22 protein-coding genes are annotated in these 25,853 nt (G+C 58.5%); 13 read left to right on the top strand and 9 right to left on the bottom strand.

The window, feature by feature from the left end; translation table 11 throughout:
- Positions 1–77: 77 nt before the first annotated feature.
- The 8 genes from AC2GXZ_RS19290 to AC2GXZ_RS19255 all read left to right on the top strand — a co-directional run bounded on the left by AC2GXZ_RS19290 (position 78) and on the right by AC2GXZ_RS19255 (position 8,120).
- On the top strand, positions 78–1,601 hold the full coding sequence (locus tag AC2GXZ_RS19290) for a sugar ABC transporter ATP-binding protein (RefSeq protein WP_483760872.1): 1,524 nt from the start codon (positions 78–80) through the stop codon (positions 1,599–1,601).
- A gap of 10 nt (positions 1,602–1,611) precedes the next feature.
- On the top strand, positions 1,612–2,616 hold the full coding sequence (locus AC2GXZ_RS19285; RefSeq protein ID WP_483760803.1) for an ABC transporter permease: 1,005 nt from the start codon (positions 1,612–1,614) through the stop codon (positions 2,614–2,616).
- On the top strand, positions 2,613–3,626 hold the full coding sequence (locus AC2GXZ_RS19280; RefSeq protein ID WP_483760802.1) for an ABC transporter permease: 1,014 nt from the start codon (positions 2,613–2,615) through the stop codon (positions 3,624–3,626). Before AC2GXZ_RS19285 ends, AC2GXZ_RS19280 begins: the two co-directional genes overlap by 4 nt.
- On the top strand, positions 3,623–3,943 hold the full coding sequence (rhaM, locus tag AC2GXZ_RS19275; RefSeq protein WP_483760801.1) for an L-rhamnose mutarotase: 321 nt from the start codon (positions 3,623–3,625) through the stop codon (positions 3,941–3,943). The genes AC2GXZ_RS19280 and rhaM overlap by 4 nt, the downstream gene beginning before the upstream one ends.
- Positions 3,940–5,361, top strand: coding sequence for an FGGY-family carbohydrate kinase (locus tag AC2GXZ_RS19270; protein WP_483760800.1), 1,422 nt, complete (start codon positions 3,940–3,942; stop codon positions 5,359–5,361). Before rhaM ends, AC2GXZ_RS19270 begins: the two co-directional genes overlap by 4 nt.
- A 143-nt stretch (positions 5,362–5,504) precedes the next feature.
- Entirely contained in the window at positions 5,505–6,524 is a 1,020-nt protein-coding gene (locus AC2GXZ_RS19265) for an ABC transporter ATP-binding protein (RefSeq protein WP_483760799.1), read from the top strand.
- A gap of 2 nt (positions 6,525–6,526) precedes the next feature.
- The gene (locus AC2GXZ_RS19260; protein ID WP_483760798.1) at positions 6,527–7,315 is read left to right on the top strand and encodes an ABC transporter permease; all 789 of its coding nucleotides are present in this window, start codon (positions 6,527–6,529) and stop codon (positions 7,313–7,315) included.
- Between the two features lie 4 nt (positions 7,316–7,319).
- Entirely contained in the window at positions 7,320–8,120 is an 801-nt protein-coding gene (locus tag AC2GXZ_RS19255; protein ID WP_483760797.1) for an ABC transporter permease, read from the top strand.
- A 52-nt stretch (positions 8,121–8,172) separates the two neighbouring features.
- On the opposite strand, the gene AC2GXZ_RS19250 is transcribed toward AC2GXZ_RS19255, so the two are convergent.
- The 3 genes from AC2GXZ_RS19250 to AC2GXZ_RS19240 form a co-directional block, all read right to left on the bottom strand.
- Complete coding sequence (locus tag AC2GXZ_RS19250; RefSeq protein WP_483760796.1) at positions 8,173–8,997, bottom strand: ATP-binding cassette domain-containing protein; 825 nt, start codon at positions 8,995–8,997, stop codon at positions 8,173–8,175.
- Positions 8,973–10,052, bottom strand: coding sequence for an ABC transporter permease (locus AC2GXZ_RS19245; RefSeq protein WP_483760795.1), 1,080 nt, complete (start codon positions 10,050–10,052; stop codon positions 8,973–8,975). The genes AC2GXZ_RS19250 and AC2GXZ_RS19245 overlap by 25 nt, the downstream gene beginning before the upstream one ends.
- A gap of 102 nt (positions 10,053–10,154) precedes the next feature.
- The gene (locus tag AC2GXZ_RS19240) at positions 10,155–11,180 is read right to left on the bottom strand and encodes a substrate-binding domain-containing protein (protein WP_483760794.1); all 1,026 of its coding nucleotides are present in this window, start codon (positions 11,178–11,180) and stop codon (positions 10,155–10,157) included.
- 218 nt (positions 11,181–11,398) lie between these two features.
- On the opposite strand from AC2GXZ_RS19240, the gene AC2GXZ_RS19235 reads away from it, so the two are divergent.
- On the top strand, positions 11,399–12,631 hold the full coding sequence (locus tag AC2GXZ_RS19235) for an ROK family transcriptional regulator (protein ID WP_483760793.1): 1,233 nt from the start codon (positions 11,399–11,401) through the stop codon (positions 12,629–12,631).
- Between the two features lie 60 nt (positions 12,632–12,691).
- Here AC2GXZ_RS19235 and AC2GXZ_RS19230 read toward each other — a convergent pair whose 3' ends face one another.
- Positions 12,692–13,864: an ABC transporter substrate-binding protein gene (locus AC2GXZ_RS19230; protein ID WP_483760871.1), complete on the bottom strand. Its 1,173-nt coding sequence runs from the start codon at positions 13,862–13,864 to the stop codon at positions 12,692–12,694.
- A 211-nt stretch (positions 13,865–14,075) separates the two neighbouring features.
- Here AC2GXZ_RS19230 and AC2GXZ_RS19225 point away from each other — a divergent pair, with 211 nt between their 5' ends.
- On the top strand, positions 14,076–15,311 hold the full coding sequence (locus AC2GXZ_RS19225; protein ID WP_483760870.1) for a glycerate kinase type-2 family protein: 1,236 nt from the start codon (positions 14,076–14,078) through the stop codon (positions 15,309–15,311).
- Between the two features lie 3 nt (positions 15,312–15,314).
- On the opposite strand, the gene AC2GXZ_RS19220 is transcribed toward AC2GXZ_RS19225, so the two are convergent.
- The 5 genes from AC2GXZ_RS19220 to AC2GXZ_RS19200 all read right to left on the bottom strand — a co-directional run bounded on the left by AC2GXZ_RS19220 (position 15,315) and on the right by AC2GXZ_RS19200 (position 19,349).
- Positions 15,315–16,220 (bottom strand): S1C family serine protease, encoded by a 906-nt coding sequence (locus tag AC2GXZ_RS19220; protein ID WP_483760792.1) that lies wholly within the window; start codon positions 16,218–16,220, stop codon positions 15,315–15,317.
- Between the two features lie 161 nt (positions 16,221–16,381).
- Positions 16,382–16,918, bottom strand: coding sequence for a DUF992 domain-containing protein (locus AC2GXZ_RS19215; RefSeq protein ID WP_483760791.1), 537 nt, complete (start codon positions 16,916–16,918; stop codon positions 16,382–16,384).
- Between the two features lie 269 nt (positions 16,919–17,187).
- Positions 17,188–17,964 (bottom strand): DUF1194 domain-containing protein, encoded by a 777-nt coding sequence (locus AC2GXZ_RS19210; protein ID WP_483760790.1) that lies wholly within the window; start codon positions 17,962–17,964, stop codon positions 17,188–17,190.
- Positions 17,965–18,075: 111 nt separating this feature from the next.
- Complete coding sequence (locus AC2GXZ_RS19205; RefSeq protein WP_483760789.1) at positions 18,076–18,300, bottom strand: hypothetical protein; 225 nt, start codon at positions 18,298–18,300, stop codon at positions 18,076–18,078.
- A 194-nt stretch (positions 18,301–18,494) separates the two neighbouring features.
- Positions 18,495–19,349, bottom strand: a complete 855-nt coding sequence (locus AC2GXZ_RS19200) for a LysR family transcriptional regulator (RefSeq protein WP_483760788.1) — start codon at positions 19,347–19,349, stop codon at positions 18,495–18,497.
- A 126-nt stretch (positions 19,350–19,475) separates the two neighbouring features.
- Between AC2GXZ_RS19200 and AC2GXZ_RS19195 the strand changes: the two genes are divergently transcribed.
- From AC2GXZ_RS19195 to AC2GXZ_RS19185, 3 genes are all read left to right on the top strand, one after another.
- On the top strand, positions 19,476–21,926 hold the full coding sequence (locus tag AC2GXZ_RS19195; RefSeq protein ID WP_483760787.1) for a GcvT family protein: 2,451 nt from the start codon (positions 19,476–19,478) through the stop codon (positions 21,924–21,926).
- On the top strand, positions 21,923–24,391 hold the full coding sequence (locus tag AC2GXZ_RS19190; RefSeq protein ID WP_483760786.1) for a GcvT family protein: 2,469 nt from the start codon (positions 21,923–21,925) through the stop codon (positions 24,389–24,391). Before AC2GXZ_RS19195 ends, AC2GXZ_RS19190 begins: the two co-directional genes overlap by 4 nt.
- A 70-nt stretch (positions 24,392–24,461) precedes the next feature.
- Positions 24,462–25,691 carry an aromatic ring-hydroxylating oxygenase subunit alpha gene (locus tag AC2GXZ_RS19185; protein ID WP_483760785.1) on the top strand — a complete coding sequence of 410 codons (1,230 nt, stop codon included), beginning with the start codon at positions 24,462–24,464 and terminating at the stop codon, positions 25,689–25,691.
- Positions 25,692–25,853: the final 162 nt, after the last annotated feature.

Below are 25,853 nucleotides of genomic sequence, written 5' to 3'. Positions count from 1 at the left end.
CGCTGGGGCGCCGGGTCGCCCACAGTTTCCAGACGGCAGATGTGATGATGACCGCAGTCGAACAGACGAGGCCGGAGATGACCTATTTCCACGATAAAGCGCTGGTCGAGAGATCGGCGCCTGTCCTGGAAATGCGTGGTATCTCGCAGATCTTTCCTGGCGTGAAAGCGCTTGATGGCGTCAGCATTTCGCTTCATCCCGGTGAAGTCACCGCGCTGATCGGCGAGAACGGCGCCGGCAAGTCGACGCTGGTCAAGATCCTCACGGGTATCTATCGCCCTAGCGAAGGCGACATCCTCATCGACGGAGAACCGGTTCATTTTGCCAACGCTCAAGCTGCCATAGATGCCGGCGTCACCGCCATCCATCAGGAAACCGTGCTGTTCGACGAACTGACCGTTGCCGAGAATATCTTTCTCGGCCATGCACCCCGAACCCGTTTCGGCCTGATCGACTGGCGCAGCATGAATAGTCGTGCGGGCGCCTTACTGCGGGCGCTGGAAAGCGAGATCGACCCGAGTATTCGCCTCAAGGACCTGTCGATCGCCCAACGCCATCTCGTTGCCATTGCGCGGGCACTGTCAGTCGAAGCCCGTATCGTCATCATGGATGAACCGACAGCTGCCCTTTCCCGCAAGGAGATCGACGACCTCTTCCGCATTGTCGAAGGGTTGAAGAAACAGGGCAAGGCCATCCTGTTCATCAGCCACAAGTTCGACGAGCTTTACGAAATTGCCGAAAATTTCGTGGTTTTTCGTGATGGCCGCGCCGTAGGTCGCGGCCGTCTGGCCGAGACCCCGCAGGATAAAATCGTCCGCATGATGGTTGGCCGCGATGTCGCCAATATCTTTCCCAAGATCGAGGTGTCGATCGGACAGACGGTATTGTCCGTCGAGGACTACTGCCATCCGACCGAATATCGCGACATCTCGTTCGAGCTGAAACGCGGCGAGATCCTTGGCGTTTACGGCTTGATCGGCGCCGGTCGGTCAGAACTCTGCCAGTCGCTGTTTGGCGTATCGCAACCATCGTCCGGCCGGCTGAGCCTGAACGGCAAGATGCTCGACATCCGCTCGCCGCGCGACGCCATATCCGCCGGTATCGTTTACGTGCCGGAAGAGCGCGGGCGGCATGGTCTTGCCCTGCCAATGCCAATCTTCCAGAACATGTCATTACCCTCGCTTGGCCGGACATCACGCTCCGGTTTTTTGAAAGCTGCCAACGAACTGGCGCTTGCGAGACAATATGCCGAGCGGTTGGACCTCCGCGCTGCCGCCCTGTCGGTTCCGGTCGGTACGCTGTCCGGTGGCAACCAGCAGAAAGTGGTGATCGGTAAATGGCTGGCAACGCTGCCCAAGGTCATCATCCTCGACGAACCCACCAAGGGGATCGATATCGGTTCAAAGGCAGCCGTGCATGGCTTCATCAGCGAACTCGCCTCCGAAGGCCTGTCAATCATCATGGTCTCGTCCGAACTCCCCGAAATTCTCGGCATGTCCGATCGAGTGATGGTGATGCGAGAAGGGCTGTCCGCCGGTATTTTTGATCGTCACCAGCTCAGCGCCGAAACGCTGGTGCGGGCCGCCACCGGCAATGCGTGAGCACGGAAAGATGAGAGCCAATCCGTTGAACAGCATCCTGAAACACCGTGAGTTCCTGCTTTTCGGCATCATCGCCATCATGGTGGCAGGTTTTTCCACACGCGCGGCCGGCTTTGCCACGCCCGGAAACCTCTCCAACATTTTCAATGATACGGCGATCCTCATCATTCTGGCGCTCGGCCAGATGACGGTGATCCTGACCAAGTCGATCGACCTGTCGGTCGCCGCCAACCTCGCCTTTACAGGCATGGCGGTGGCGATGCTGGATGCCACCTATCCCGGCCTGCCGCTGGCGTTGATGATCGTGCTGGCGATCGGGATCGGTGCGGCACTCGGGGCAATCAACGGTTATCTCGTCTGGGCACTGCAGATCCCGCCGATCGTCGTCACACTCGGCACGCTTACCATCTATCGCGGCATGGCCTTCGTCCTGTCTGGCGGCGCCTGGGTCAACTCACACCAGATGACGGCGACCTTTCTGAATTTTCCCCGCCTCCCCGTGCTCGGGCTTCCGATCCTGTCTTGGATCGCCATCATCATCGTTCTCATCATGTGGGGGCTTTTGACCCGTACCCCGTTTGGTCGCTCGGCCTATGCCGCGGGGGGGAATCCGACCGCGGCCGTCTATGCCGGCATCGATATCGGCTGGACACGGTTTCGGGCCTTCGTACTCTCCGGCGCATTGGCAGGCCTTGCCGGTTATCTCTGGGTCTCACGTTATGCCGTGGCCTATGTCGATGTCGCCGCCGGGTTCGAACTCGATACGGTCGCCGCCTGCGTCATCGGCGGCATTTCGATTGCCGGCGGCATCGGTTCGGTCGCAGGCGCGGTACTCGGAGCGCTGTTCCTCGGCGTGATCAAGAATGCATTGCCGGTCATCGGTATCTCTCCCTTTGCCCAGATGGCCATTTCCGGTGTCGTCATTGTGCTGGCCGTGGTCTTCAACGCACGCGCCGAACGCCGGGCCGGGCGCATCATTCTTCGCGATCGCAGCCTCAGGGAGGTTTCCGCATGAAAGACATCGTGACCGACGCCGAAATCCGCGCGAGCATTCCCGACAAGCTCGGCACGCCGATAAGCCGGCTGCTCGGCAGCTGGGAAGTTCTGCTGTTCGGGGTGGCCTTGGCAATCTTCATCGCCAATTCCTTCGCGTCCCCCTATTTCCTCAATGCCTGGAACCTGTCGGACGCCACTTTCAACTTCACCGAAAAGGCAATGATTGCCTTTGCCATGGCAATGCTGGTCATTGCCGGCGAAATAGATCTGTCGGTCGCCGCCATCATCGCACTCGCATCGACCGCCATGGGGGCTGCAGCTCAAATGGGCGTCGGCACGCCGGGTCTGGTCTGCATCGGCGTCGGCGTCGGCGTCGGCTGCGGCGCGATCAACGGCTTGCTCGTCTCGGCGCTGAAACTGCCGTCCATCGTCGTCACCATCGGCACGATGAGCCTGTTTCGCGGCATTTCCTATATTGTGCTCGGCGATAAGGCCTATGGCAAATATCCCGCCGACTTCGCTTTCTTTGGCCAGGGTTATGTCGCCTGGGTTTTCTCGTTCGAATTTGTGCTGTTTATCGCACTCGCCATTCTCTTCGGTATACTCCTGCATGCCACCAATTTCGGCCGGCAGATATTCGTCATCGGCAATAACGAATTGGCCGCACGTTTCTCCGGCATTCCCGTCGAGCGGATCAAGTTCAAGCTCTTCCTGCTCACCGGGCTGATGTCAGGTATTGCTGCCGTCTGCCTCACATCGCGGCTCGGCTCCACCCGTCCGTCGATCGCCCAGGGCTGGGAACTGGAGATCGTCACCATGGTGGTTCTCGGCGGCATTTCCATTCTCGGCGGAGCAGGCACGATTGCCGGCGTCGTCATCGCCGCCTTCGTGATGGGGCTCGTCACCTTCGGCCTCGGGCTGTTGAACGTGCCGGGCATCGTCATGTCGATATTCGTCGGCCTGCTTCTGATCGTCACCATCGCGCTGCCGATCATTGCCCGGCGCATGAAGCTCATGGGCAGCCAATGACCATGGAAAAATACGCCTTCAAGATGAAGCTCAACCCCGGCATGGAATTCGAGTATCGCAGGCGCCACGACGAAATCTGGCCGGAACTGCGTGCGTTGCTGCATGAGACCGGTGTTCGCGATTATTCCATCCATCTCGACCGCGAGACCAACACCTTGTTCGGCGTGCTGAGCCGCCCCGTCGATCATGACATGGCAAGCCTTGCCGGCCATCCGCTGATGAAACGCTGGTGGGTCTATATGGCCGACATCATGGAGACGAACCCGGATAACTCCCCAATCCAGAGCGATCTCGTAACCGTGTTCCATCTGCCATGAACGATTTCAGCCGGATCGCCGTCCTCGATATCGGCAAGACAAATGCCAAGGTTGTCGTGCTGGACTGCGGCACCGGCGAGGAGATTGCCGAACGACGCACGCCGAACCGGACCGTTCCCGGACCACCCTACCCTCACTACGATGTCGACGCCCTCTGGTCGTTCATATTGGACGCCCTCGCCTCCTTCGCAGCCGCGCCGGGTTACGACGCCATTTCGATCACGGCGCACGGCGCGTCTGCCGCCCTTCTAGACATACGCGGAAAGCTGGCAATGCCGGTGTTGGACTACGAGCACCAATATCCGCAGGAGATCCGACAGGCCTATGCCGGGGTACGTCCGCTTTTTGCCGAGACCTTTTCCCCTTTGCTTTCCGGCGGATTGAACCTCGGCGCGCAACTTCATTACCAGAAGATCGCATTCCCCGACAATTTTGCGACTGTTCGGACAATCCTCACCTATCCGCAATACTGGGCCTATCGGCTCACAGGGGTCGTCGCCAACGAAGCCACCTCGCTCGGCTGCCATACCGATCTTTGGCGCCCTCGCGAAGGTGATTGGTCCTCCCTCCTTGACAAGCTCGATATCCGAGATCTCATGGCCCCGATACGTTCCGCCTTTGATGTTCTCGGCTCGGTTTTGCCGGATGTCGCCGGGAAAATTGGCCTGACGATACCGATGCCGGTTTTCTGCGGCATCCACGATTCCAATGCTTCGCTGCTCTCGCATCTGGTCAACCGCACATCTCCGTTTGCCGTTGTCTCGACTGGTACCTGGGTGGTCAATTTTGCGGTCGCGGGCGATCTCGATCACCTCGATCCCGCGCGTGATACGCTCGCCAATGTCGATGCCTATGGCCGGGCAGTGCCCTCATCCCGCTTCATGGGCGGCCGGGAATTCGAGATGCTGACCACCGAACTCGGCACCTTAAATCAGCATGCAGCGCTTGATGCTCTGCCGACGGTGATCGAGCGGCAGATCCTGCTTATGCCCAATCTTGCGGATGGATCCGGCCCCTACCCCGGCCGACAAGGTCGTTGGCTCAAAGCGGATCACGCGTCGGTGGCCGAACGCTGGGCTACAGCATGTCTTTACCTGGCGTTGATGACGCAAACCTGTCTGGGCCTGATCGGCGCCGATGGTCCAATCTTGGTGGAGGGACCATTCGCCCGCAACACGGTTTTCCTTCAGGCCTTGGCCTCACTGACCGGCAGAACCGTGATCGCCGTCCAAGGATCGAGCGGTACATGTCAGGGCGCGGCTCTCCTGACCGGTACCGGGCCCACAGCAAACAATGAAACTACCATCACCCGATTGAACATCCCTGGCCTAGTCTCCTATGCCGAAGCTTGGCGTCGCCTCGCCTCTATCCACGGATCAGAGACAATGACCGAACGTGCGTCCGGTCTTCCGGTATAGGCAAATACCTGCTCCTGGCGCTTTCCTGTGGCGGCCGCTTCTTTCCGCCTCTCTTCAAAAATGCCCGGCACATATTGCCCGATGTCGCATGGCAGTCATACTGGCGGGATAACCGCAGAGTCTCCCATCCCGGATACGCCGCCATGCCGCCCATCATCCACACCGAGGACGCAACCAAATGGTTTGCGCAGAAAGTGCCGCAGCCGGGGTTCTCCGGCGCGTTTCGCAATTACCTCGCCCCCGTAAAGAAGCAGGTGAAGGCGGTCGATGGAATTTCCTTTTCCATCGCAGCCGGAGAGGCCGTTGGTTATCTCGGTCCAAATGGTGCCGGCAAATCGACGATGATCAAGATGCTGACCGGCGTGCTGGTTCCGACATCGGGCATGGTCAAGGTGCTAGGCCGCGTCCCGCATGTCGAGCGAATAGCCAACGCCCGCGATATCGGCGTCGTATTCGGACAGCGCAGCCAGCTATGGTGGGATCTGCCGCTCTATGAGAGTTTTGATCTGCATCGGCGCATATATCGCGTCCAACAGGCGCGGTTCGAACAGGTGAAGGCTGAGCTACTCGATATGCTTCAGATCGGCCCGTTCCTCGACCGGCCGGTACGCCAGCTCAGCCTCGGCCAACGCATGCGCGGTGAGATCGCCATGACGCTCCTGCACGAGCCGAAAATCCTGTTTCTCGACGAACCGACGATCGGTCTCGACGTCGTTGCCAAGGATGTCGTGCGCAAACTGCTTGCCCGTATCAACAAGGAGCGCGGCACGACGATCATCCTCACCACCCATGACCTGCGCGACATAGAGGAAATCTGCCCCCGGTTGATCATGGTGGATGATGGCAAGCTCTTGTTCGATGGACCTCTCAGCAATCTCAATGCATCCTTTGGCGCACGCCGTCGGCTGACACTCGAGTTCGCCTCCGACCCGGGCGAAGTGACCCTCGCCGGTGCCGAGCCTACCGGTGGCGACGGCGTCATCCGTACCTTTATCCTTGCCCATGAAGACCGTTCGCTGGTCGATATCATTTCAGCCCTCGGGCCAGCGGTACGGCTTGTCGATGTCCATCTGCACGAGCCGGACATTGAGGAGGTCATTCGCACCTACTATCAATCGCGGCAGATGGCAGTGGTGCAGTCCAAGTCGAAGCATGCAGGGTAATCATGTTCCTCGCCCTGGCATCTTCCGGTTTCCGCGTGCAGGCCAGTTTTCACGCGCAGTTCTGGATCCTGCTCCTGAGCGGCGTACTGAACGTCATCGCCCGTGTTTCTATCTGGCAATCCGTCTATTCACATGGTGCGGACGCGACCAACATCGGCCTTGCGCAGATGATTACCTATTCCATTCTCGGTGCCACGATGTTTTCCGTCTGGGGTTCCAACCAAATCCTGCGCGAAATGGGTGCGGATATCCGCAGCGGCAATGTCGTTACCCACCTGATGCGGCCATACAGCTATCCGGTGTCGGTATTTGCGCGTCAGATCGGGGTGCGTGTTCATGAAATGCTGATGATCGGCATTCCCGTTCTCGTATTGATGAGTGCCGTCTATGGACTGCAGCCACCCGCAAGCCCTGGCCATGCGATGCTGTTCGTCTTCGCGCTAATGCTGTCGATCGTTCTGCTGTTTACCATTTCCATCGCCGTTTCGATGATCGGCTTCTGGGTTATGGACATGCTCGCCTTGGAGTGGTTCTTGCGTGGTACGCTCGCATTGTTTTCCGGCGGGCTGGTACCATTGTGGTTCTATCCCGATGCGATTATCAGCGCGACACTCTATCTGCCATTTGCCTGGATCACCTTTTATCCGCTGGCCATCTATCTCGGCGAGCTGGACCTCGCCTCCAGCGTTCTTCACCTTTTCTACGGGTTTTGCTGGGCAGCGCTTTTGGCAGGCCTCGTCGCTATGTTGTCGCGTGCTGCCTGCCGTCGCATGGTCGTGCAGGGAGGCTGAGAAAATGCGCCAGACCCTGTCGCTTTATCTGCATCTTATGCGCATGCAATTGCGTACCCGACTACAATACCGCGCAAATCTCGTCATCGGCTGGGTAGCGCAGGCTTTCGGTTATGCCAGCGTCTATGGAGCGATCTGGATCATCACCAACCGCTTCGAAACGCTCGGTGGCTGGGCCTGGCCGGAGATCGCTTTGATGCTCGGTTTTCATGTTCTGGGTTATGCGCTGGGTGCAGCTTTCACCCTGGTGCAGCTGCGTCGCATGGAGGAACTCGTGCGCCTCGGTACCTATGATACTCTACTGGTACGGCCGATCAGCCCCTGGGCGTTTCTGGTCTTCTCCGGCATCAACATCGAATATGGTGGCCATATTGCTCTTGGCGTCGGCATGATGGCCTGGGCGCTGCCGCAGCTTGCCATCGATTGGTCGGCACTATCCATGCTGCAATTGGCGGCCAGCCTTATCAGCGCGGCACTGCTGACCGGCGCGATGCTGACCATGATCGCTGCCCTGGCACTGGTTCTTACCCGCTCGCGCTATCTATTCGGTATCTATTTCGATTTCTGGGAGCTGTCGCGTTATCCGCTGGCCATTTTCGCACTGCCGCTGCAACTGGTTCTGCTATCAGTCATGCCGCTGGGATACATGGCCTATGTTCCTGCCGCCTCCCTACTCGGCAAACCGGTTCCACTGCTGGGAGATGCAGCACCGTTCACGGCGATCCTGGCAGGCCCGATTGCGGTCGCTATCGCGATCCTTGTCTGGCGGGCCTGCCAGCGACGCTATCAAGGTGCCGGAGGTTGAACCAAAACCGGCGCCGATCCGGCACTGCCAGGTACAATGCCGGTAACCGGCCTCAAGCGGCAATCGGTTCCGGTACTTTGGCGCCGGTCATGAAGGCCACCGCATCCGACATCGTGTAGTCCTTCGGATTGATGACCGTCAGGCGCTTGCCAAGGCGGTGGATATGGATCCGGTCGGCAATCTCGAAAACATGCGGCATGTTATGCGAGATCAGCACGATCGGGATTCCCCGTGAACGCACGTCGAGGATAAGTTCCAGGACACGCCGGCTTTCCTTGACGCCGAGTGCTGCCGTCGGCTCGTCGAGGATGATGACCTTGGAGCCGAAAGCCGCCGCTCGCGCCACAGCCACGCCCTGCCGCTGGCCACCGGACAATGTCTCCACGGCCTGATTGATGTTCTGGATCGTCATCAGGCCGAGTTCGGAGAGTTTTTCACGCGCGATCCTTTCCATCGCAGCATGATCGAGCTTACGCAACACTTTGCCCATAAAACCCGGCTTGCGGATTTCGCGGCCGAGAAACATGTTGTCGGCTATGGAAAGCGCCGGCGAAAGCGCAAGGTTCTGGTAAACGGTTTCGATGCCCGCCTTGCGCGCCTCGATCGGTGAGGTGAACTGCACGAGTTGGCCGTCCATGCGTATTTCGCCCTCATCGGGGCGGATGGCGCCGGAAATTGCCTTGATCAGTGAGGACTTGCCGGCACCGTTGTCGCCGATCACGGCGAGGATCTCGCCGGGATAGAGGTCGAAATCGGCATTGTCGATAGCCGTCACGCGGCCATAACGCTTGATCAGTCCGCGCCCGGTAAGAAACGGCTGCTTTTTCTGATCCTGGGTCTGTTCCTGGGCCATCAGCGGGCTGCCTTTCTGATCCATTGATCTGCTGCAACGGCAACGATGATAAGGACACCAATCAAGAGATAGGTCCACTGCACGTCGGTACCGAGCAATCTCAAACCGAGCGAAAAGACACCGACAATCAAAGCGCCGAACATCATCCCGAGGATTGAGCCGCGACCGCCGAACAGCGAGATACCGCCGATCACCACGGCAGTGATGGATTCGATATTGGCGAATTGGCCGGCCGTCGGAGAGACCGATCCGATCCGGCCGATCAAGGCCCACCCCGCCAGCGCGCAGATCACACCAGACAGGACATAGACGGAGATCAGCATGCGCTGCACGTTGACGCCGGAAAGATCGGCCGCTTCCGGGTCATCGCCGACCGCGTATAGATGGCGGCCCCAGGCGGTGTGATTGAGTACATACCACAGCACGCCAACGAGAAGGATCATGACGATCACCCCATAGGTGAAGACCGCGCCGCCAAGGCGAAAGGTCTCGCCGAAAAACTGCAGGATCGGTGCATTTGCCTCGATTTCCTGGGCGCGGATCGTCTCGTTGGAAGAATAGAGAAAATTGCTGGCCAGCACGATCTGCCACATGCCGAGTGTAACGATGAACGGTGGCAATTTCACCTTGGCGATCAATACGCCATTGATGAAGCCGCACAATGCACCGGTCGCAAACCCGCACAGGATGGCGAGTTCTGGCGGCAAGCCGTAGCGGAAAGTGAACTGGCCCATCACCACAGATGACAGGACCATGATCGCGCCGACGGACAGATCTATCCCCGCAGTCATGATGACAAGCGACTGTGCGGCACCGACGATGCCGGTAATCGCGACCTGCTGCAGGATCAGCGTCAGTGAGAAGGCGGAGAAAAATTTGCCGCCGAGCGTAAGGCCGAACACCAGCAGCGAAACGACCAACACGATCAACGATACGGCAGACGGGTTGGAATGCAGGAAATGGCGGAATTTGTGCAATGCGGACGGCTTGTCCGTGTCGAAGGACGCCACTTCCTTCGAGCTTTCCTTCAGCACTTTTTCGTAGTCGTGATGCGGTGCGGCTGCCACTGGCTCGCTCATGGAATCCTCCTCCCGCGTTGCCTTGTGCCCCACTGTCTTTCGGGGCTGCATTGGTGAGACGGCCGGACATATCCGGCCGCCTCATTATCCGTCATCAGACGGTCAGCCCCAGCACTTGCCCAGGCCTTCCTTGGTGTCGATCGACTTGATCGACGGAACCGGCTTGTCGGTGACGAGAGTTACGCCGGTGTCGAAGAAGTTCTTGCCCGATGTCGGCTTCGGCTTTTCCCCGGTGTCGGCAAATTTCTTGATCGCTTCGATGCCAAGCGCTGCCATCTGCAGCGGATATTGCTGGGAGGTGGCCCCGATCGCGCCATCGGCAACGTTCTTGACGCCTGGGCAACCGCCGTCGATCGAAACGATCAGCACATCCTTCTCGCGGCCGACCGATTTCAGTGCCTCGTAGGCACCGGCTGCGGCCGGTTCGTTGATCGTGTGGACGACGTTGATGGTCGGATCCTTCTGCAGAAGGTTCTCCATCGCCGTACGGCCACCTTCCTCGTTGCCGTTGGTGATGTCGTGGCCAACAATACGCGGATCGTTTTCATCACCGATCTTGTTCGGGTCCTTCGGGTCGATGCCGAAGCCCATCATGAAGCCCTGATCGCGCAGGATATCGACGGATGGCTGCGAAGGCGTGAGATCCAGGAAGGCGACCTTGGCGTCCTTGGCCTTGTCACCTAGCGTATCCTTGGCCCATTGACCTATCAGTTTGCCGGCAAGCAGGTTGTCGGTCGCAAAGGTCATGTCGGCGGCATCGATCGGTTCAAGCGGCGTATCGAGTGCGATGACCAGCAAGCCGGCGTCGCGGGCCTTCTTGAGGTTGGGCACGATACCCTTGGTGTCCGAGGCCGTGATCAGGATGCCCTTGGCGCCGTCAGCGATGCAGGTTTCAATCGCCGCCACTTGGCTTTCGGAATCGCCGTCGATCTTGCCGGCATAAGATTTCAGCTGAACACCGAGTTCCTTGGCCTTGGCGGTAGCGCCTTCCTTCATCTTGACGAAAAAGGGATTGGTGTCGGTCTTGGTGATGAGGCATGCCGAAACATCGGCGGCCTGAGCCGGCGCGGAAAACACGACGCCAAGCGCCAGCACCCCGAAAGACAGGGACAATGCGGATTTTTTCATGATCTCCTCCCAGAGATGAAGTCCGCGAGCGCGGACGGGTTCGTGGCGATGCAGGCCGGATCGAGCCAGACGCCTCCTCCAGGCAGTCCTGCATCCTTGCAATCGTCAATAATCGCTAAAGAAAAACGCCTGTCAATAATTAATTCCGATTGAATTATTTATTCTGCAGCGCCATGTTCGAATCATTGCGTAGAGCTGCATGCGGGAGGAGGTGCAGGATGTCGATCATGGATGGCCCGCTTTCCGGGCCTGCTCCAGCGGCGAGTTTTTCCGGCGGTTCGAACCAGATGCGGGTTCGAGCCTATAACGAGCGGCTGGTCCTGTCGCTGGTGCGGCTGCACGGCGCGCTGTCGAAGGCCGACATTACCCGCCTCAGCGGACTGTCGGCGCAAACCGCCTCAGTCATCATGCGGGCGCTTGAAAAGGATGGCCTGTTGCTACGGGGCGAACCTTTACGCGGCCGGGTGGGGCAACCGTCCATTCCGATGCGGCTCAATCCCGATGCCGTACTCTCCTTCGGAGTCAAGATCGGCCGCCGCAGCGCCGATCTGGTGTTGATGGATTTCGTCGGCGGTGTCCGTCAGCAATATCATGAGACATACGCCTATCCCCAACCGCAGGAAATCCTTCGGATCATCACGTCCGGCGTGGAGAAGATCGAGGCGACGCTCGATGAGGGGTCTCGAAGCCGCATTGCGGGCATCGGCATCGCAGCGCCCTTCGAACTCTGGAACTGGGCAGATGAAATCGGTGCGCCCCGCGATGCCATGGATAGCTGGCGCGGTTTCGATCTGCATGCCGAAATCAGCGCCAAAATGCCCTACGCAGTCTACCTGCAAAACGATGCGACCAGCGCCTGCGGGGCCGAACTGGTCTTCGGCGTTGGCCCGACCTATCCGGATTTCGTCTATCTTTTCATCGGCTCGTTCATCGGCGGCGGCATCGTTCTGAATTCGAGCATTTTCTCCGGCCGGACCGGTACCGCTGGCGCAGTTGGACCTCTGCCTGTACGGGGAAAGGATGGCGAAAACCGTCAGCTGCTCGATATCGCCTCGATCTTCGTCCTGGAAAACATGCTGCGCGAGCGCGGCATCGATCCGCAGCCCCTATGGTATTCGGCCGACGACTGGGTCGATTTCGGCGATCCGCTCGAGCGCTGGATCCAGGCGACCGCAGCCGCCTTGGCGCAGGCCATCATCGCCGCAGCCTCAATTATTGACTTCGGCGCTGCGGTCATCGATGGCGGCTTTCCCGGCTGGGTGAGAAAGCGGATCGTCACAGCGACCCTTGAAGCCGTGGACCGTCTCGATCTGCGAGGCGTCATTATTCCGGATATCATCGAGGGGCTTGTCGGCTCTCAGGCCCGCGCAATCGGCGGTGCGAGCCTCCCCATCTTCGCCCGATACCTGACCGACCACTCCGTGCTCTTCAAAGATTCCGGCAGCATTTAGGTCTGCCTCCGGCGCATCCCAGTGTCGTGGCGTGGCATAAACGGGTTGCGCGCCTTGTCATCACCTGCCGATATATGCAAGCCCCGGATCACCCTGTTTTTCGAAGCGTTTCGTCTCCTTATTGATATAGCGGCCATCTTCTTTCACTACCTCACGCAGATAGATCGTCTGGATGATGTTGCGACTATCCGGATCGATCATGACGAAACCACGCGGACTGGTCCAAGACAGGCCCTTCACGGCTTCGACAGCCTTTACCGCATTCTGCTCGCCAGCCGTCGCCTCGATCATCTTCGAAAGTACATACATGCCGTCATAAGCACCGAGTGCGGCGAAGGAGAGATCATCGGAATTGCCCATGCCCTTCTGCACGGCCTTCACGAATACGGCATTCTCCGCCGACTGATGGGAGACGGCATAAGGATAGGTGGTCATCAAGCCAACCGCCTGCTCACCAAGATCTGGAAGGTCTGCTTCGGGCGTCAAGTCGCCAGTCGCGAACAACCTGATACCTGCTGCCTTGAGACCGGATTCGTTATAGGCCTTGATGAAGGCGGGCGTCGCAGGTCCTGTGGGCAGGAACACGAAAAGTGCTTGCGCCCCGGAATTTCCGACGCGTTGCAGCAGCGCAGAAAAATCGCCGGCAGAGAGAGGGGTGCGGATCGACCCCACTATCGTCCCGCCCTCTTTCTCAAACGCTGCCGTAAAGCTTCCCTCGGCATCGATGCCGGGGGCATCATCGCTCACCAGCGTGATGACCTTGTCGATACCGGCGCTCCTCGCGGCAAACCCCATAGGTGCGGAAGTCTGCGCAGTGGTGAATGACGTTCGAACAACATAGGGGCTTGTCGTCACGATTGCCGAGGCCGCGGCATTCATCACCACCATCGGCACATTTGCCTGTTGAAGAAGGGGCGTGACAGCCAGTGCATCATCTGTGAAATAAAATCCGGCCAGATACTGAACCTTCTCGCGAAGAACGAGTTCCTCTGCCAGCGTTCTCGATTTCGCCGGATCAGCAATGGGGACGTCTCGATAGACGACTTCGATCTCGTTATCGCCGATCCGGCTGCCGTTCACCGCAATCCAAGCCTCGATACCTACCTTAAAATTCTCGCCCTGCACTGCGAACGGCCCCGAAAACGGTCCGATTACGCCAATCCTGACCGTCTTTGCAAATGCCGCCGTGCCAAGCATGGCGAAGATAGCGGCGATCAACAGCAGCCTTTTCATCATGTCCTCTCTCCCAACACCGCGGACTCGTCCACCTTGACGTGCACAGTGCCATATTCGTCAGCTCCTGCCGAGGCCAAGTCGCTCGCCTTTGCCCGGATAGGTCACGGTGACCAAAAGCCAGAACCTGATTGACGCGTCAGAACTGGCGTGGTCAGAAACTTCGATTAAGAGTTGGAGACGGATCGTGGACGACCGACATCTGCTGGCGATGCTTTTTGAAGAAGCGGTCAAGGCCGCCGACCCGATTTACAGCATAGGCAAACATCTACCCCAACCGCCCGAAAAAGGGCGGACGGTCGTTATCGGTGCCGGAAAGGGAGCGGCGCAGATGGCCGCCGCGCTAGAGAAGGTCTGGAACGGCCCGCAACTGAGCGGCACCGTTGTTACCCGCTACGGTTATGGCTGCGAAACGAAAGCCATAGAGCTCATCGAAGCCGCTCATCCCGTGCCGGACGAAGCAGGCCTTACGGCCAGCCGCCGGCTGATGGAAACCATCGCCGGATTGTCGGCGAATGATCTCGTCATCGCGCTCATCTGCGGTGGCGGCTCGGCCCTTCTTCCATGTCCTCCGGAAGGACTTTCACTCGACGACGAAATAGCGCTCAACGAAACGCTGCTTGCCTCGGGTGCTCCGATCGCAGCCATGAACGTCCTGCGCAAGCATGTCTCCAACATCAAGGGTGGTCGGCTGGCCGCGGCGACACGAGCGCGCGTCGTCAGCCTGATCGTGTCGGACATCCCTGGAGACAATCCCGCTTTTGTCGCCTCCGGACCGACGGTGCCGGATGCCAGCAACCGCCACGAGGCACTTGCGATCATTGAGCGATACCGCATGTCGCTTCCACCTGCGATCATCACGCATCTAAACTCTTCATCCGCCGATGCACCAACACCGGATGATCCCCGCTTCTTGCACAACGAGCACCACATTATCGCGTCTTCCGGCGTCTCGCTGGAGGCCGCCGCGAACCTTGCGCGCGCCCATGGCGTCGACGCCCATATCTTGTCGGATTCGGTCGAAGGCGAGGCACGCGATGCGGCACTTGTGCACGCCGCGATCGCCCGCGAGATCGTTTCCAGAGATCGGCCATTCAGGAAGCCAGCCCTGCTTCTGTCCGGTGGAGAGACAACGGTAACGCTTCGCTCTAAGGGTGGCAGGGGTGGGCGCAACGGCGAATTCGCCCTGTCGCTAGCCCTTGCGATCGGTGGAGCGCAGGTTACGGCGCTTGCCGCCGATACCGATGGCATCGACGGTTCGGAAAACAATGCCGGCGCCTTTGTCGATGGATCGACGGTCGAACGACTGCTTTCTGCCGGATTTGATGGACGGTTGCTGCTCGAACGCAATGACAGCTATAGCGGGTTTGAAGCTATCGGAGATTTGTTCGAAACTGGTCCCACCGGAACGAATGTCAATGATTTCAGGGCAATCCTGATCCGTTGATCGTTATTGCAACGACGGTTTGATCAGGAAATCGTTGCGGTCGGCCGACTTCACCCTGAGCCACGCCTCGCGTCCATCACGAAGGATCCGCATCGGGATCTCGGCACCGGGCGAACCGCTCTGCCAGACTTTTCGATAAAAATCAGCCAATCCGTCGACCTCGCCGTCGCGGACTTCCGAGATGACATCACCTCGGCGCAACCCCGCCTTTGCTGCAGGGCCATCCTCAGTGACGCTCATCACCACCACTTCGCCATTGGTCTCCGCCGAATAGGCCCCGAGCCAGGGTCGCGACGGCTTGTTGATAGCCCCCTGATTGAGGACATCGTCGAGGATCGGCTTGAGCAGGTTGATCGGTACGGCCATATTGATATCGGCGATCTCACCGCCTTTGCTCATCTGCAGTCTCAGCGAACCAAGACCAACGAGCCTGCCCTCGCCATCGATCAGCGCTGCGCCGCCCCAGGACGGGTGAGCAGGCGCAATGAAGATGGCCTCGTCGAGCAGATATTCCCAGTAGCCGGCGAACTCCTGCTTGGCAACGATATGGCCACGCACATACTGACCTTCACCATCTGCGAAAACAATAGGTTCTTCGACACCAGCAATGTCGGAATCCCCGATGGGCAGTGCTGGAAGATCAAGTGGCGAAAGTGCCTGAACGAGCCCGAAGCCGCTCTCCTGATCATAAGCAAGGACATAAGCCTGGACGATACGACCGTCATGGCGAGTAAGCCATACTTGCTCGGCTTCCGTGATCAGGTATCCGATCGTCAGCACCAGCCCGTTTTCGCGGATGACCACACCGCTGCCTTCCCGGCTCGTGCCGAGCGCGTCCGCGGTGAAAGCCTTATCCGGAATGGAAGCACGAACGGCCACGACGGACCGCAAGATTTTTTCGAGATCCATGGCGCAAATCCTGAAGAACGAACCACGTAATTTTCGGGGCAACCGTCGAGATAAAAGGGCCCCGCTGTCGCTAAGTTATGGATCGCCGCGACGCTTCGCAAGTGCGAAGGCATGTTCAAACTGCCTCCGCCGCCATGGACGGAGGCAGTTTGAAGCAGGATTTACATACCAGCCGGTGTCAGCGTTACTGACGTGCCAGTGGCTGCAACATTGAGGCCCAACTGCCCCGTCACGCTGACGGTCTGCAGGTGGATCGAACCGGACGTACCGCCAACCAGAATGTTGGCACCGATACCAGCACCTACAGTGGCTTCAGCGGTTGCACCCTGATAGAGGCCAGCAAGCGAACCATGATGATAGCCAGCGGTCGGGGCGAAGACTGCCCAGATCAGACGGCTCTTGGTGGTAAAACCGAGGTCCACACCCATCTTGCGAACGACGCCGGTATAATGGTCCTGCGCTTCGCTGCCCATTGTCGACTTGAAGACGCAATCGGCTTCTTTGGCAGAGCCGATGACATAGCCTACGCCACCGCCGATCGAGCAATCCAGATAGCCGATACGAACACCTCCGCGCTGATCAGTGTCCTGATAGGTCGGCACGGTGTCGCGGCGGCTGATGACGTCCGCAGCCGAAGCTGCAGTTGCAACGAATGCGATCGGAAGAGCGGCAAGCGCTACGGCAATTGTCTTTTTCATCCCTGTACTCCTTATAGTCTTATTACCATTCGTTCGGGTGCGAATGGGTGCACAGCGTTGGCTAACGCATGTGGCAGAAGAATGATCCATGTGTCGGAACACAAATTATCTCGACCTGTGAGGCAAAGTGACCCCCAGGTTTGAACTTGACGCTCAAATTCCCCACGGTATCGGGAAGCTATCCAATGTCAGGTTATCGATCGCGTCGTCTTGGCGTAATTCGCTGTCCAGTCAAAAAATGCCTGGCCAGAGCCCATCGCGGCGCACTGTCAACGGTCAAACATATCCTGCCATTGTTTTTCACCGACCATACAGTCGGACTTGGGCGGCCTGTCGGCGATGCGGCGAATAGTTGGCCGTGTATCGATGCCGCTGACTTCCATCACCAGCTTTCTGCGAACGGCCACACCAAAATCCTCGATATTATGAACCGGCAGGACGAAGGATCCCGGCCCGCCAACAACACAGTCGCCGTAATACTGGTCGAGACCGCCGGGCGTCCCGGAAGGACGCAGCATGATCGCCAGCCCGTTGATAACTATCCCTGCCTCAACGGCCTTGTCGCGCGCCGGCACGACCGGGTTGCCGGAATTGTTCGGGCCATCGCCGGACACGTCGATCACTTTTCTCATGCCATGATAGGGGCCGGAAACAAGCATCGTCGCGCCCTGTGTAATGGCCGCTGAAATCGATGTCCGACGCTGCATTTCGACGGGCCGTGCTTCAAGCCTGTCCGCAAACGCGATGGCGTCCTTCTCGTTCTCGATGATCTGCCAGTCGATTACCGATCCCTGGACCACATCGCCAGCCCACTCGAAATAACTGATCGCGATGCGACCCGTCAGCCCGGTCTTTACCGCGTCGATGAATTCCTTGTGCTTGAGCGCCGACACATAGCCTTCGCGCTGGATGCGCGCCTCCTCAGTGTCCATGGAACGGGACGTATCGACGGCCAAGACCAGTTCGACATCGACCTCCTGCCCCCCTTGCGCCAACGCACTATTGGTCGCGGACAGGCTCAGTAACATTGCAAGTGTTGTTAGCATGGCGATCCATTCACTGCAGTGTCGATTGCCGAACTGTAGCACAGGATGTCGCAGGGGCGATCCCCACCTTGAACCGCTCTCGGCCCAAGGGTCAACTTTCGGTGAATACCGTTATTCGGCTGCCATCGGGTGAGGCCCGTCGCGCATTGCTTCGATCAGGCATTCCATGATCGCTGCTCGGAGAGCGTAAGTATTGGCGCTCGTCTGTTTTCTGTCGAGGCTTTGAGCCGCATCGACAAGACGCATTCCCTCGTGAACGACGATTTGATGTGCGCGATTCATGGCCCAGTGCTCAATTGAACCGCCATGATCTGGTGCATGACTAAGAGTGTTCAATGTAACCTCGCTAATCATCAGCGTTATTGCGAATCATCTCGCAACACCGATGGTAATACAGCTTCAGACTGTCGTGAATCCTGTAACACGCAAAGTATTAACGATAATCAAAGAAAAAAGACCAATGATTTCAATCACTGCAACTTTTTAATGGTAAAAATAGACCACACAACGCGTCAAACACTCAGTTTTCGTCAACTATAAGCGACGAGCAATTCGGACAGGATATGAACCATGCGGCGATGCGGGGCGCGATGCTTCGCGCGCACGGTGGTCGCTGCATAGACAGTCTGATGGATGTCGGTGGAATCCTCCACCGCACGTGCGGTTTGCGATGCAATCATCTGCTCGGCGTTCGCTTTCATCACATATGCCGAACCACCGAGCGTCGAGAGCAAATCGCGAACCATCATGTTTCGGCCGGTTGTCAGTGACGCAGCCGTCAGGTGCGACATCGCCATCCTGTGGGCTCGATCGAATGCGGGAGAATAGTTGGCGTAGATATAGTCCTCCAAACGTATATCAGAGACGAAGCGCGCCTTTGTGCTGATCAGCCTGTAGGCGATATCGCCGATGCGTTCATAATGCAGATCCGGCAAGTGATGCGGTGTGTAAAGGATGGCGAGATCAAGATCGCCTGCGCCGAGATCGCGGTTCATCTGGTTGGAATAATCGGCTTCAAGATAAATAGAAGTACCCGGCATTTCCTCGCGCAACCTCTTGAGGAATGGCGCACCGATCACTTCCGCCACGTCATGCTGCATGCCAATCCGCATCGATTGTTCATAGCTGCCGGCGGCCTCCACGGCTCTCAGCGCCTCGTGCCAATTCTGCTGCAGGGCCTTGGCATGATCGAAAAACCGCAAGGCGGCCGCGGTTGGCACCGTGCCACCCTTGCCCCGCACGAAGAGCTTGCGATCGACATTGGCCTCCAGCGCATTGACCCGATGCGAGATGGTGGATTGTGTCAGGTTCAGTCGCTCAGCGGTGCGATTGAAGCTGCGCGTTTCCATCAGATCTAGGAAGGTTTCGATAAGCTCGATCTGCATCGATTGCCCCACAATGTTCTGAAATATCGAAACTAATCGAATTTCTCGATCAATAAAGCAGTTTCTGCTCGCTTGATGAACGTCAATTCCCCTGCAAGTCTCGATGAAAACAAGGGGATCTCAAGCATGGCGGAATTACCGCAACGGGCGCGCGTGGTGATCATCGGTGGTGGTGCGGTGGGGGCGTCGTCACTCTATCATCTTGCAAAAGCAGGCTGGACGGATTGCGTCCTGCTCGAAAAGAACGAGCTTACTGCCGGTTCCACATGGCATGCCGCCGGCAATGTGCCGACTTTCTCCTCGTCATGGTCGATCATGAACATGCAGCGTTATTCCGCCTCGCTCTACCGGGAGCTTGGGCAGCGCGTCGACTATCCGATGAATTACCACGTCACCGGCTCGATCCGCCTCGGCCACTCCAACGAACGACTGCGCGAATTCAAACGGGTCGTCGGCATGGGCCGTTATCAGGGAATGGACCTGGACATCCTGCCGCCCGACGAGATGAGGTCGAAATATCCCTTTCTCGAAACCCGCGATCTGACCGGTGCGCTCTACGATCCCTATGACGGCGACATCGATCCGGCGCAACTGACCCAGGCATTGGCCAAGGGTGCCCGCGACATGGGTGCGAAAATCATCCGCTTCTGTCCCGTTACGGCGGCGCGCCGGGAGAAGGACGAATGGATATTGACGACGCCGAAGGGCGAGATCGCCTGCGAATACGTGGTCAATGCCGCCGGCTATTATGCTCGCGAAGTCGGAAAGCTGTTCGGCCGTGACGTGCCGATGATGGTGATGAGCCATCAATATATTCTCTTCGATGAAGTACCGGAGCTTGCCGCATGGTCGAAGGAGGCCGGCCATAAACTGCCGCTGCTGCGAGATGTCGATTCTTCCTATTATCTCCGTCAGGAGAAATACGGGATGAATCTCGGTCCCTACGAGAAAAACTGCCGCGCCCATTGGGCAACGCCGGGCGACCCGATGCCGGAAGATTTCTCCTTCCAGCTCTTCCCCGACGATCTTGATCGTCTGGAATGGTATCTGAATGATGCCATCGAGCGGGTCCCGATCCTCGGCACAGCAGGCCTTTCAAAGATGATCAACGGCCCGATCCCCTATGCACCGGACGGCAACCCGCTGATTGGCCCGATGCCGGGCGTCCCGAATGCGTTCGAGGCCTGTGTCTTCACATTCGGCATCTGTCAGGCAGGCGGGGCAGGCAAGGTTCTGGCCGAATGGGTGACCGAAGGCGAAACCGAATGGGACATGTGGAGCTGCGACCCACGCCGCTACACGTCGTTTGCATCTGATAAACAATATTGCGTCGACAAAGGCATGGAAATCTACGGCCACGAATATGCGATGCATTTTCCGAAACATTACTGGCCTGCCGGCCGAGGCATGAAACTCTCACCGATCCATGACCGGATCGCAGCTCTCGGCGCCCAGTTCAAGCCGTTCAATGGTTGGGAGCGGGCCATGTGGTATGCAGCGCCTGGCGACGACACATCCGACGCTGCGGCCCAGACGTGGAGCCGTAAAGGCCCGTGGAGCCCACGCATTGAGGAGGAATGCATCGCCGTGCGCGATGCCGCCGGCATTCTCGATCTCCCCGGCTTTTCGCGCTATCGGATCAAGGGTGCAGGCGCAACCGAATGGCTGTCCTCGATGATCACCGGCAAGGTGCCGAAACCGGGCCGCATGGGGCTCGCTTATTTTGCCGACGACAAGGGCCGCATCGTCACGGAAATGTCGGTGATGATGCTGGAGCATGACTTCTTCTTCCTGATCACCGCCGCCACCGCCCAGTGGCACGATCTGGACTGGCTGAAGAAACATCTGCCAGACAATCCCGCCTTCACGATCGATGACGTCACCGAGGCCTTTGCCTGCCAGATCCTGTCCGGCCCGAAAAGCCGTGACATTCTCGCCGAAATCACCGACGCCGATCTTGGCAAAGCCTGGCTCACCCATCAGTCGGCGCAAATCGCCGGCCGCTGGTGCCAGTTGGTGCGCGTCTCCTTTGCCGGCGAACTCGGTTGGGAAATCCATACCAAGCTCGATGACACAGGCCCGATCTTCGACGCTGTCTGGGTAACCGGGCAGAAGCACGGATTGAAACCCTTCGGCATGGAGGCACTCGACAGTCTGCGGATCGAAAAGAGCTATCGTGCTTGGAAGGGCGATCTGTCGACCGATTACACTGTGCTGCAAGGTGGTCTTGAACGTTTTGTCGACTGGACAAAGCCCACTTTCAAGGGCAAGGCGGCACTTGCCGCTGAAAAGCAGCAAGGAGTTTCGAAGCGTTTCGTGACGCTTACCGTCGAGGCCGGCGATTGCGATGCGCCCTACATGTCGACGCTCTGGCATGGAGGTGAGGTGGTGGGGGAAACGACCTCCGGCAACTGGGGTTATCGCGTCAACAAATCCTTGGCCTTGGGCATGTTGCGCGCCGACCTGACCGAACCCGGTACAGAGCTAGAAATCGAAATCTGCGGCGATCGCTTCAAGGCGACGGTCCAGCCCGATGGGCCGCTCTGGGATCCGGAAAACGCAAGGATGCGCGCATGAATTCGCTCAACGTCCAGAAAACGATACCGACAAAAGCTCGTGCAGTCATCATTGGCGGCGGTGTTTCCGGCTGCTCAGTCGCCTACCACTTGGCAAAACTCGGCTGGACCGACGTGGTCCTGCTTGAGCGCAAGCAGCTGACCTCCGGCACAACCTGGCATGCGGCGGGCCTGATCGGCCAGCTGCGCGCCAGCCAGAACATGACGCGGCTCGCGAAATACTCGGCAGATCTCTATGTCAAGCTGGAGGCCGAGACCGGCATCGGCACCGGCATGAAACAGAACGGCTCGATGACCGTGGCGCTGACGGAGGAACGCAAGCAGGAAATCTACCGTCAGGCCTCGCTCGCACGCGCCTTCAATGTCGACGTCCGCGAGATCTCTCCCGACGAGGCGAAAGCGATGTACCCGCATCTCAACATCGGCGACGTAAAAGCCGCCGTACACCTGCCGCTCGACGGTCAGTGCGATCCGGCCAATATTGCCATGGCACTGGCCAAAGGCGCCAGGCAGAGCGGCGCCACGGTGATAGAGGGTGTAAAGGTCACCGAAGTCATCGCTAGAGACGGCCGCGTCACCGGTGTCGCGTGCGAACAGAATGGCGAGCGATATGTCATCGAAACCGAAAACGTCGTCAATTGCGCCGGCATGTGGGGCCGCAACCTTGCCGCCCAGTCGGGTGTAACCGTTCCGTTGCATGCCTGCGAACATTTCTACATCGTCACCGAGCCGATTGCTGGACTGAAGCAACTGCCGGTGCTGCGTGTTCCGGACGAATGCACCTATTACAAGGAGGATGCCGGCAAGATGCTGGTCGGCGCCTTCGAACTGAAGGCCAAGCCGTGGCCGCCGGCGGGGCAGGTTATCCGCGAAGATTTCTGCTTCGACCAGTTGCCAGAGGATTTCGATCATTTCCAACCTATCCTGGAAATGGCGATCAACCGCATGCCGATGCTGGAAACGGCCGGCATCCACACCTTCTTCAACGGCCCGGAAAGCTTCACACCCGACGACCGCTATTATCTCGGCGAGGCGCCGGAGATCAAAGGTTACTGGGTTGCTGCCGGTTACAACTCGATCGGCATCGTCTCGTCTGGCGGTGCCGGCATGGCGCTCGCCCGGTGGATGAATGATGGCGAGGCGCCTTTCGATCTCTGGGAGGTCGATATCCGCCGCGCGCAGCCGTTCCAGAGGAACCGGCGTTACTTAAAGGAGCGTGTCACCGAGACGCTCGGCCTGCTTTATGCAGATCATTTCCCCTATCGCCAGATGGCGACCGCCCGAGGCCTGCGCCGTTCGCCGATCCACGAACATCTGAAGACGCGTGGCGCCGTGTTCGGCGAGACAGCCGGTTGGGAGCGCCCGAACTGGTTTGCCAAGCCTGGCCAGGAGCGCGAATACCGCTATAGCTGGAACCGACAGAACTGGTTCGACAATCAGCGCGAAGAGCATATGGCAGTTCGATCGGGGGTCGGTCTTTTCGACATGACCTCGTTCGGCAAGATCCGTGTGGAGGGTCGCGATGCCATGGCTTTCCTCAACCGCATCTGCGCCAACCAGATGGATGTCCCCGCGGGCCGTATCGTCTATACGCAGATGCTGAACCGCAAGGGTGGTATCGAAAGCGATCTCACCGTAACGCGTCTGTCCGAGACCGCGTTTTTCCTCGTTGTGCCGGGAGCGACACTGCAGCGTGATCTTGCCTGGTTGCGCAAGAACCTCGGCGACGAATTTGTGGTCGTCACCGATGTCACGGCCGCCGAAAGCGTACTCTGTCTGATGGGGCCGAAATCGCGCGAACTGATCGGCAAGGTAAGCCCCAATGACTTTTCAAATGCCGCCAATCCCTTCGGCACGGCGCAGGAGATCGAGATCGGCATGGGGCTCGCCCGCGCCCATCGCGTCACCTATGTCGGCGAACTCGGCTGGGAGCTCTATGTCTCGGCCGATCAGACCGCACATGTCTTTGAGGCCATCGAAGAGGCAGGTGGTGATCTCGGGTTGAAGCTGTGCGGCCTGCATACGCTGGATTCATGCCGTATAGAAAAAGCCTTCCGCCACTTCGGCCACGATGTCACCGATGAAGATCATGTTCTGGAGGCCGGCCTGGGTTTTGCCGTGAAAACCGACAAGGGCGATTTCATCGGCCGTGATGCGGTGCTGCGCAAGCAGGAAGCCGGCCTTGACCGGCGGATGGTGCAATTCAGGCTGACCGAACCGGAACCGCTGCTCTTCCACAACGAGGCGCTGGTGCGTGACGGAAAGATCGTCGGCACTGTGACCTCGGGCAATTACGGGCATTTTCTCGGCGGCGCGATCGGCCTGGGTTACGTGCCGGCCAAGGGCCAAAACACCGCGGATATTCTGGCTTCGGATTACGAGATCGAGATCGCCGGCCGACGGGTAAAGGCTGAAGCGTCACTTACGCCGATGTACGATCCGAAAGCCGAACGGGTACGCATGTAGATTTCACGATTTTCACAGGTGCGCGCGCCGGAACGCGGTTCTTCCGGCCTGTTGTGAAGGAGATTGCAGCATGCTCGCATCGGATCTTATCGGAGAGCCGCCATCGCTCGACCGCATCGACAGACTGGTCGCCGAACACCGGCCGGGACATGGTCTTGTCAGACCTTTTTATCTCGACCCTGAAATCTTCGAGCGGGACATGCAACGGGTATTCTTTCGCCACTGGCACTGCCTGGCACATGAAAGCGTCATTCCTGATCTCAATGATTTCGAACTCTTCAAGCTTGGCGCCGAACAGGTGATCCTGACCCGTGCCGGCGACGGGACTGTTCATGCGATGCTGAATGTCTGTCGCCACCGCGGCGCCGAGGTCTGTACCAAGGAGAAAGGCAATACCAAGTCTTTCGTCTGCCCTTATCATGCCTGGACCTTCGCCAATGACGGACGGCTGAAGGCTGCCCGGCTGATGCCGAAGGATTTTAGGCGCGAGGACCATGGCCTGAAGAAACTCCATGTCCGCGTCGTCGAAGGGCTCGTCTTCATTTCCTTCGCCCACGACCCGCTGGATTTCTCCGAAGTGGAAAACCTGCTGCGCGCCACCTGTGGCCAATATGGCTGGGGTACAGCCAAGATTGCGTACCGCCAGAGTTATCCACTGAACGCAAACTGGAAGCTCGCGGTGGAAAACTATGTCGAGTGTTACCATTGCGGCCCGGCCCATCCGGAATATTCCGAGACCCATGCACTGGAACAGCCACTGCACATGATCGAGGAACTGAACGCCAGGATGGAGGAACGCACCTGCGCGCTCGGCATCGAAGTCGGCTCCGGCAATCACTGGCAAAATTCAACCGAGAACCGCGAGGCGATCCATGCCTTCCGTTATGCGCTCTATGACGGGGTAAAAACCGGCAGCAAGGACGGCCAGCCTCTGGCCCCGCTGATGGGTCGCTTTTCGGATTTCGATGGCGGCGTCACCTCGATCCACCTTGGCGGCACGAGCTTTCTCGTCTGTTATGCCGACCACGGCATGATCTATCGCTTCATCCCGAAAACCGCAGATACCTGCGAGATGGAGCTGATCTGGCTGGTCGATCAGAATGCCGAGGAAGGCCGCGACTACGATCTCGAAAAGCTGACATGGCTCTGGAAAGTAACGACCGACGAGGACAAGGCGATCATCGAACATACCGCCCGTGGCGTGATCTCGCGGTTTTTCATACCCGGCCCCATCGCCCCGATGGAACAGAACGAGCTGCGCTACATCAACTGGTATCTCGAGGAGATCAGCCGGCGGTAAGGACTCGATTGGGTTTTGTCACCCGTCTGCAGAAAAAATGCGCCGATAAATTCACAGACCTTTTTTTCAGAATTAGTTGCAATCGATTACATGCCATGACATCATCGATGTAATCGTTTACATCAAGTGATAAACCAAACTGATCGACGGTGCCCTTACACC

Source organism: Aliirhizobium sp. YIM B11859 (genome assembly GCF_057163345.1).
This window is presented reverse-complemented; position numbering and strand designations above follow the sequence as displayed.

Coding starts and splice junctions, on each gene's coding strand:
- AC2GXZ_RS19225 (WP_483760870.1), top strand. CDS start 14,076: ATGCTTTTTGAAGAAGCGGTCAAGGCCGCCGACCCGATTTACAGCATA.
- AC2GXZ_RS19230 (WP_483760871.1), bottom strand. CDS start 13,864: ATGAAAAGGCTGCTGTTGATCGCCGCTATCTTCGCCATGCTTGGCACG.
- AC2GXZ_RS19210 (WP_483760790.1), bottom strand. CDS start 17,964: ATGCTAACAACACTTGCAATGTTACTGAGCCTGTCCGCGACCAATAGT.
- AC2GXZ_RS19280 (WP_483760802.1), top strand. CDS start 2,613: ATGAAAGACATCGTGACCGACGCCGAAATCCGCGCGAGCATTCCCGAC.
- AC2GXZ_RS19235 (WP_483760793.1), top strand. CDS start 11,399: ATGTCGATCATGGATGGCCCGCTTTCCGGGCCTGCTCCAGCGGCGAGT.
- AC2GXZ_RS19240 (WP_483760794.1), bottom strand. CDS start 11,180: ATGAAAAAATCCGCATTGTCCCTGTCTTTCGGGGTGCTGGCGCTTGGC.
- AC2GXZ_RS19290 (WP_483760872.1), top strand. CDS start 78: ATGACCTATTTCCACGATAAAGCGCTGGTCGAGAGATCGGCGCCTGTC.
- rhaM (WP_483760801.1), top strand. CDS start 3,623: ATGACCATGGAAAAATACGCCTTCAAGATGAAGCTCAACCCCGGCATG.
- AC2GXZ_RS19255 (WP_483760797.1), top strand. CDS start 7,320: ATGCGCCAGACCCTGTCGCTTTATCTGCATCTTATGCGCATGCAATTG.
- AC2GXZ_RS19285 (WP_483760803.1), top strand. CDS start 1,612: ATGAGAGCCAATCCGTTGAACAGCATCCTGAAACACCGTGAGTTCCTG.
- AC2GXZ_RS19220 (WP_483760792.1), bottom strand. CDS start 16,220: ATGGATCTCGAAAAAATCTTGCGGTCCGTCGTGGCCGTTCGTGCTTCC.
- AC2GXZ_RS19270 (WP_483760800.1), top strand. CDS start 3,940: ATGAACGATTTCAGCCGGATCGCCGTCCTCGATATCGGCAAGACAAAT.
- AC2GXZ_RS19215 (WP_483760791.1), bottom strand. CDS start 16,918: ATGAAAAAGACAATTGCCGTAGCGCTTGCCGCTCTTCCGATCGCATTC.
- AC2GXZ_RS19245 (WP_483760795.1), bottom strand. CDS start 10,052: ATGAGCGAGCCAGTGGCAGCCGCACCGCATCACGACTACGAAAAAGTG.
- AC2GXZ_RS19195 (WP_483760787.1), top strand. CDS start 19,476: ATGGCGGAATTACCGCAACGGGCGCGCGTGGTGATCATCGGTGGTGGT.
- AC2GXZ_RS19260 (WP_483760798.1), top strand. CDS start 6,527: ATGTTCCTCGCCCTGGCATCTTCCGGTTTCCGCGTGCAGGCCAGTTTT.
- AC2GXZ_RS19265 (WP_483760799.1), top strand. CDS start 5,505: ATGCCGCCCATCATCCACACCGAGGACGCAACCAAATGGTTTGCGCAG.
- AC2GXZ_RS19185 (WP_483760785.1), top strand. CDS start 24,462: ATGCTCGCATCGGATCTTATCGGAGAGCCGCCATCGCTCGACCGCATC.
- AC2GXZ_RS19190 (WP_483760786.1), top strand. CDS start 21,923: ATGAATTCGCTCAACGTCCAGAAAACGATACCGACAAAAGCTCGTGCA.
- AC2GXZ_RS19250 (WP_483760796.1), bottom strand. CDS start 8,997: ATGGATCAGAAAGGCAGCCCGCTGATGGCCCAGGAACAGACCCAGGAT.
- AC2GXZ_RS19200 (WP_483760788.1), bottom strand. CDS start 19,349: ATGCAGATCGAGCTTATCGAAACCTTCCTAGATCTGATGGAAACGCGC.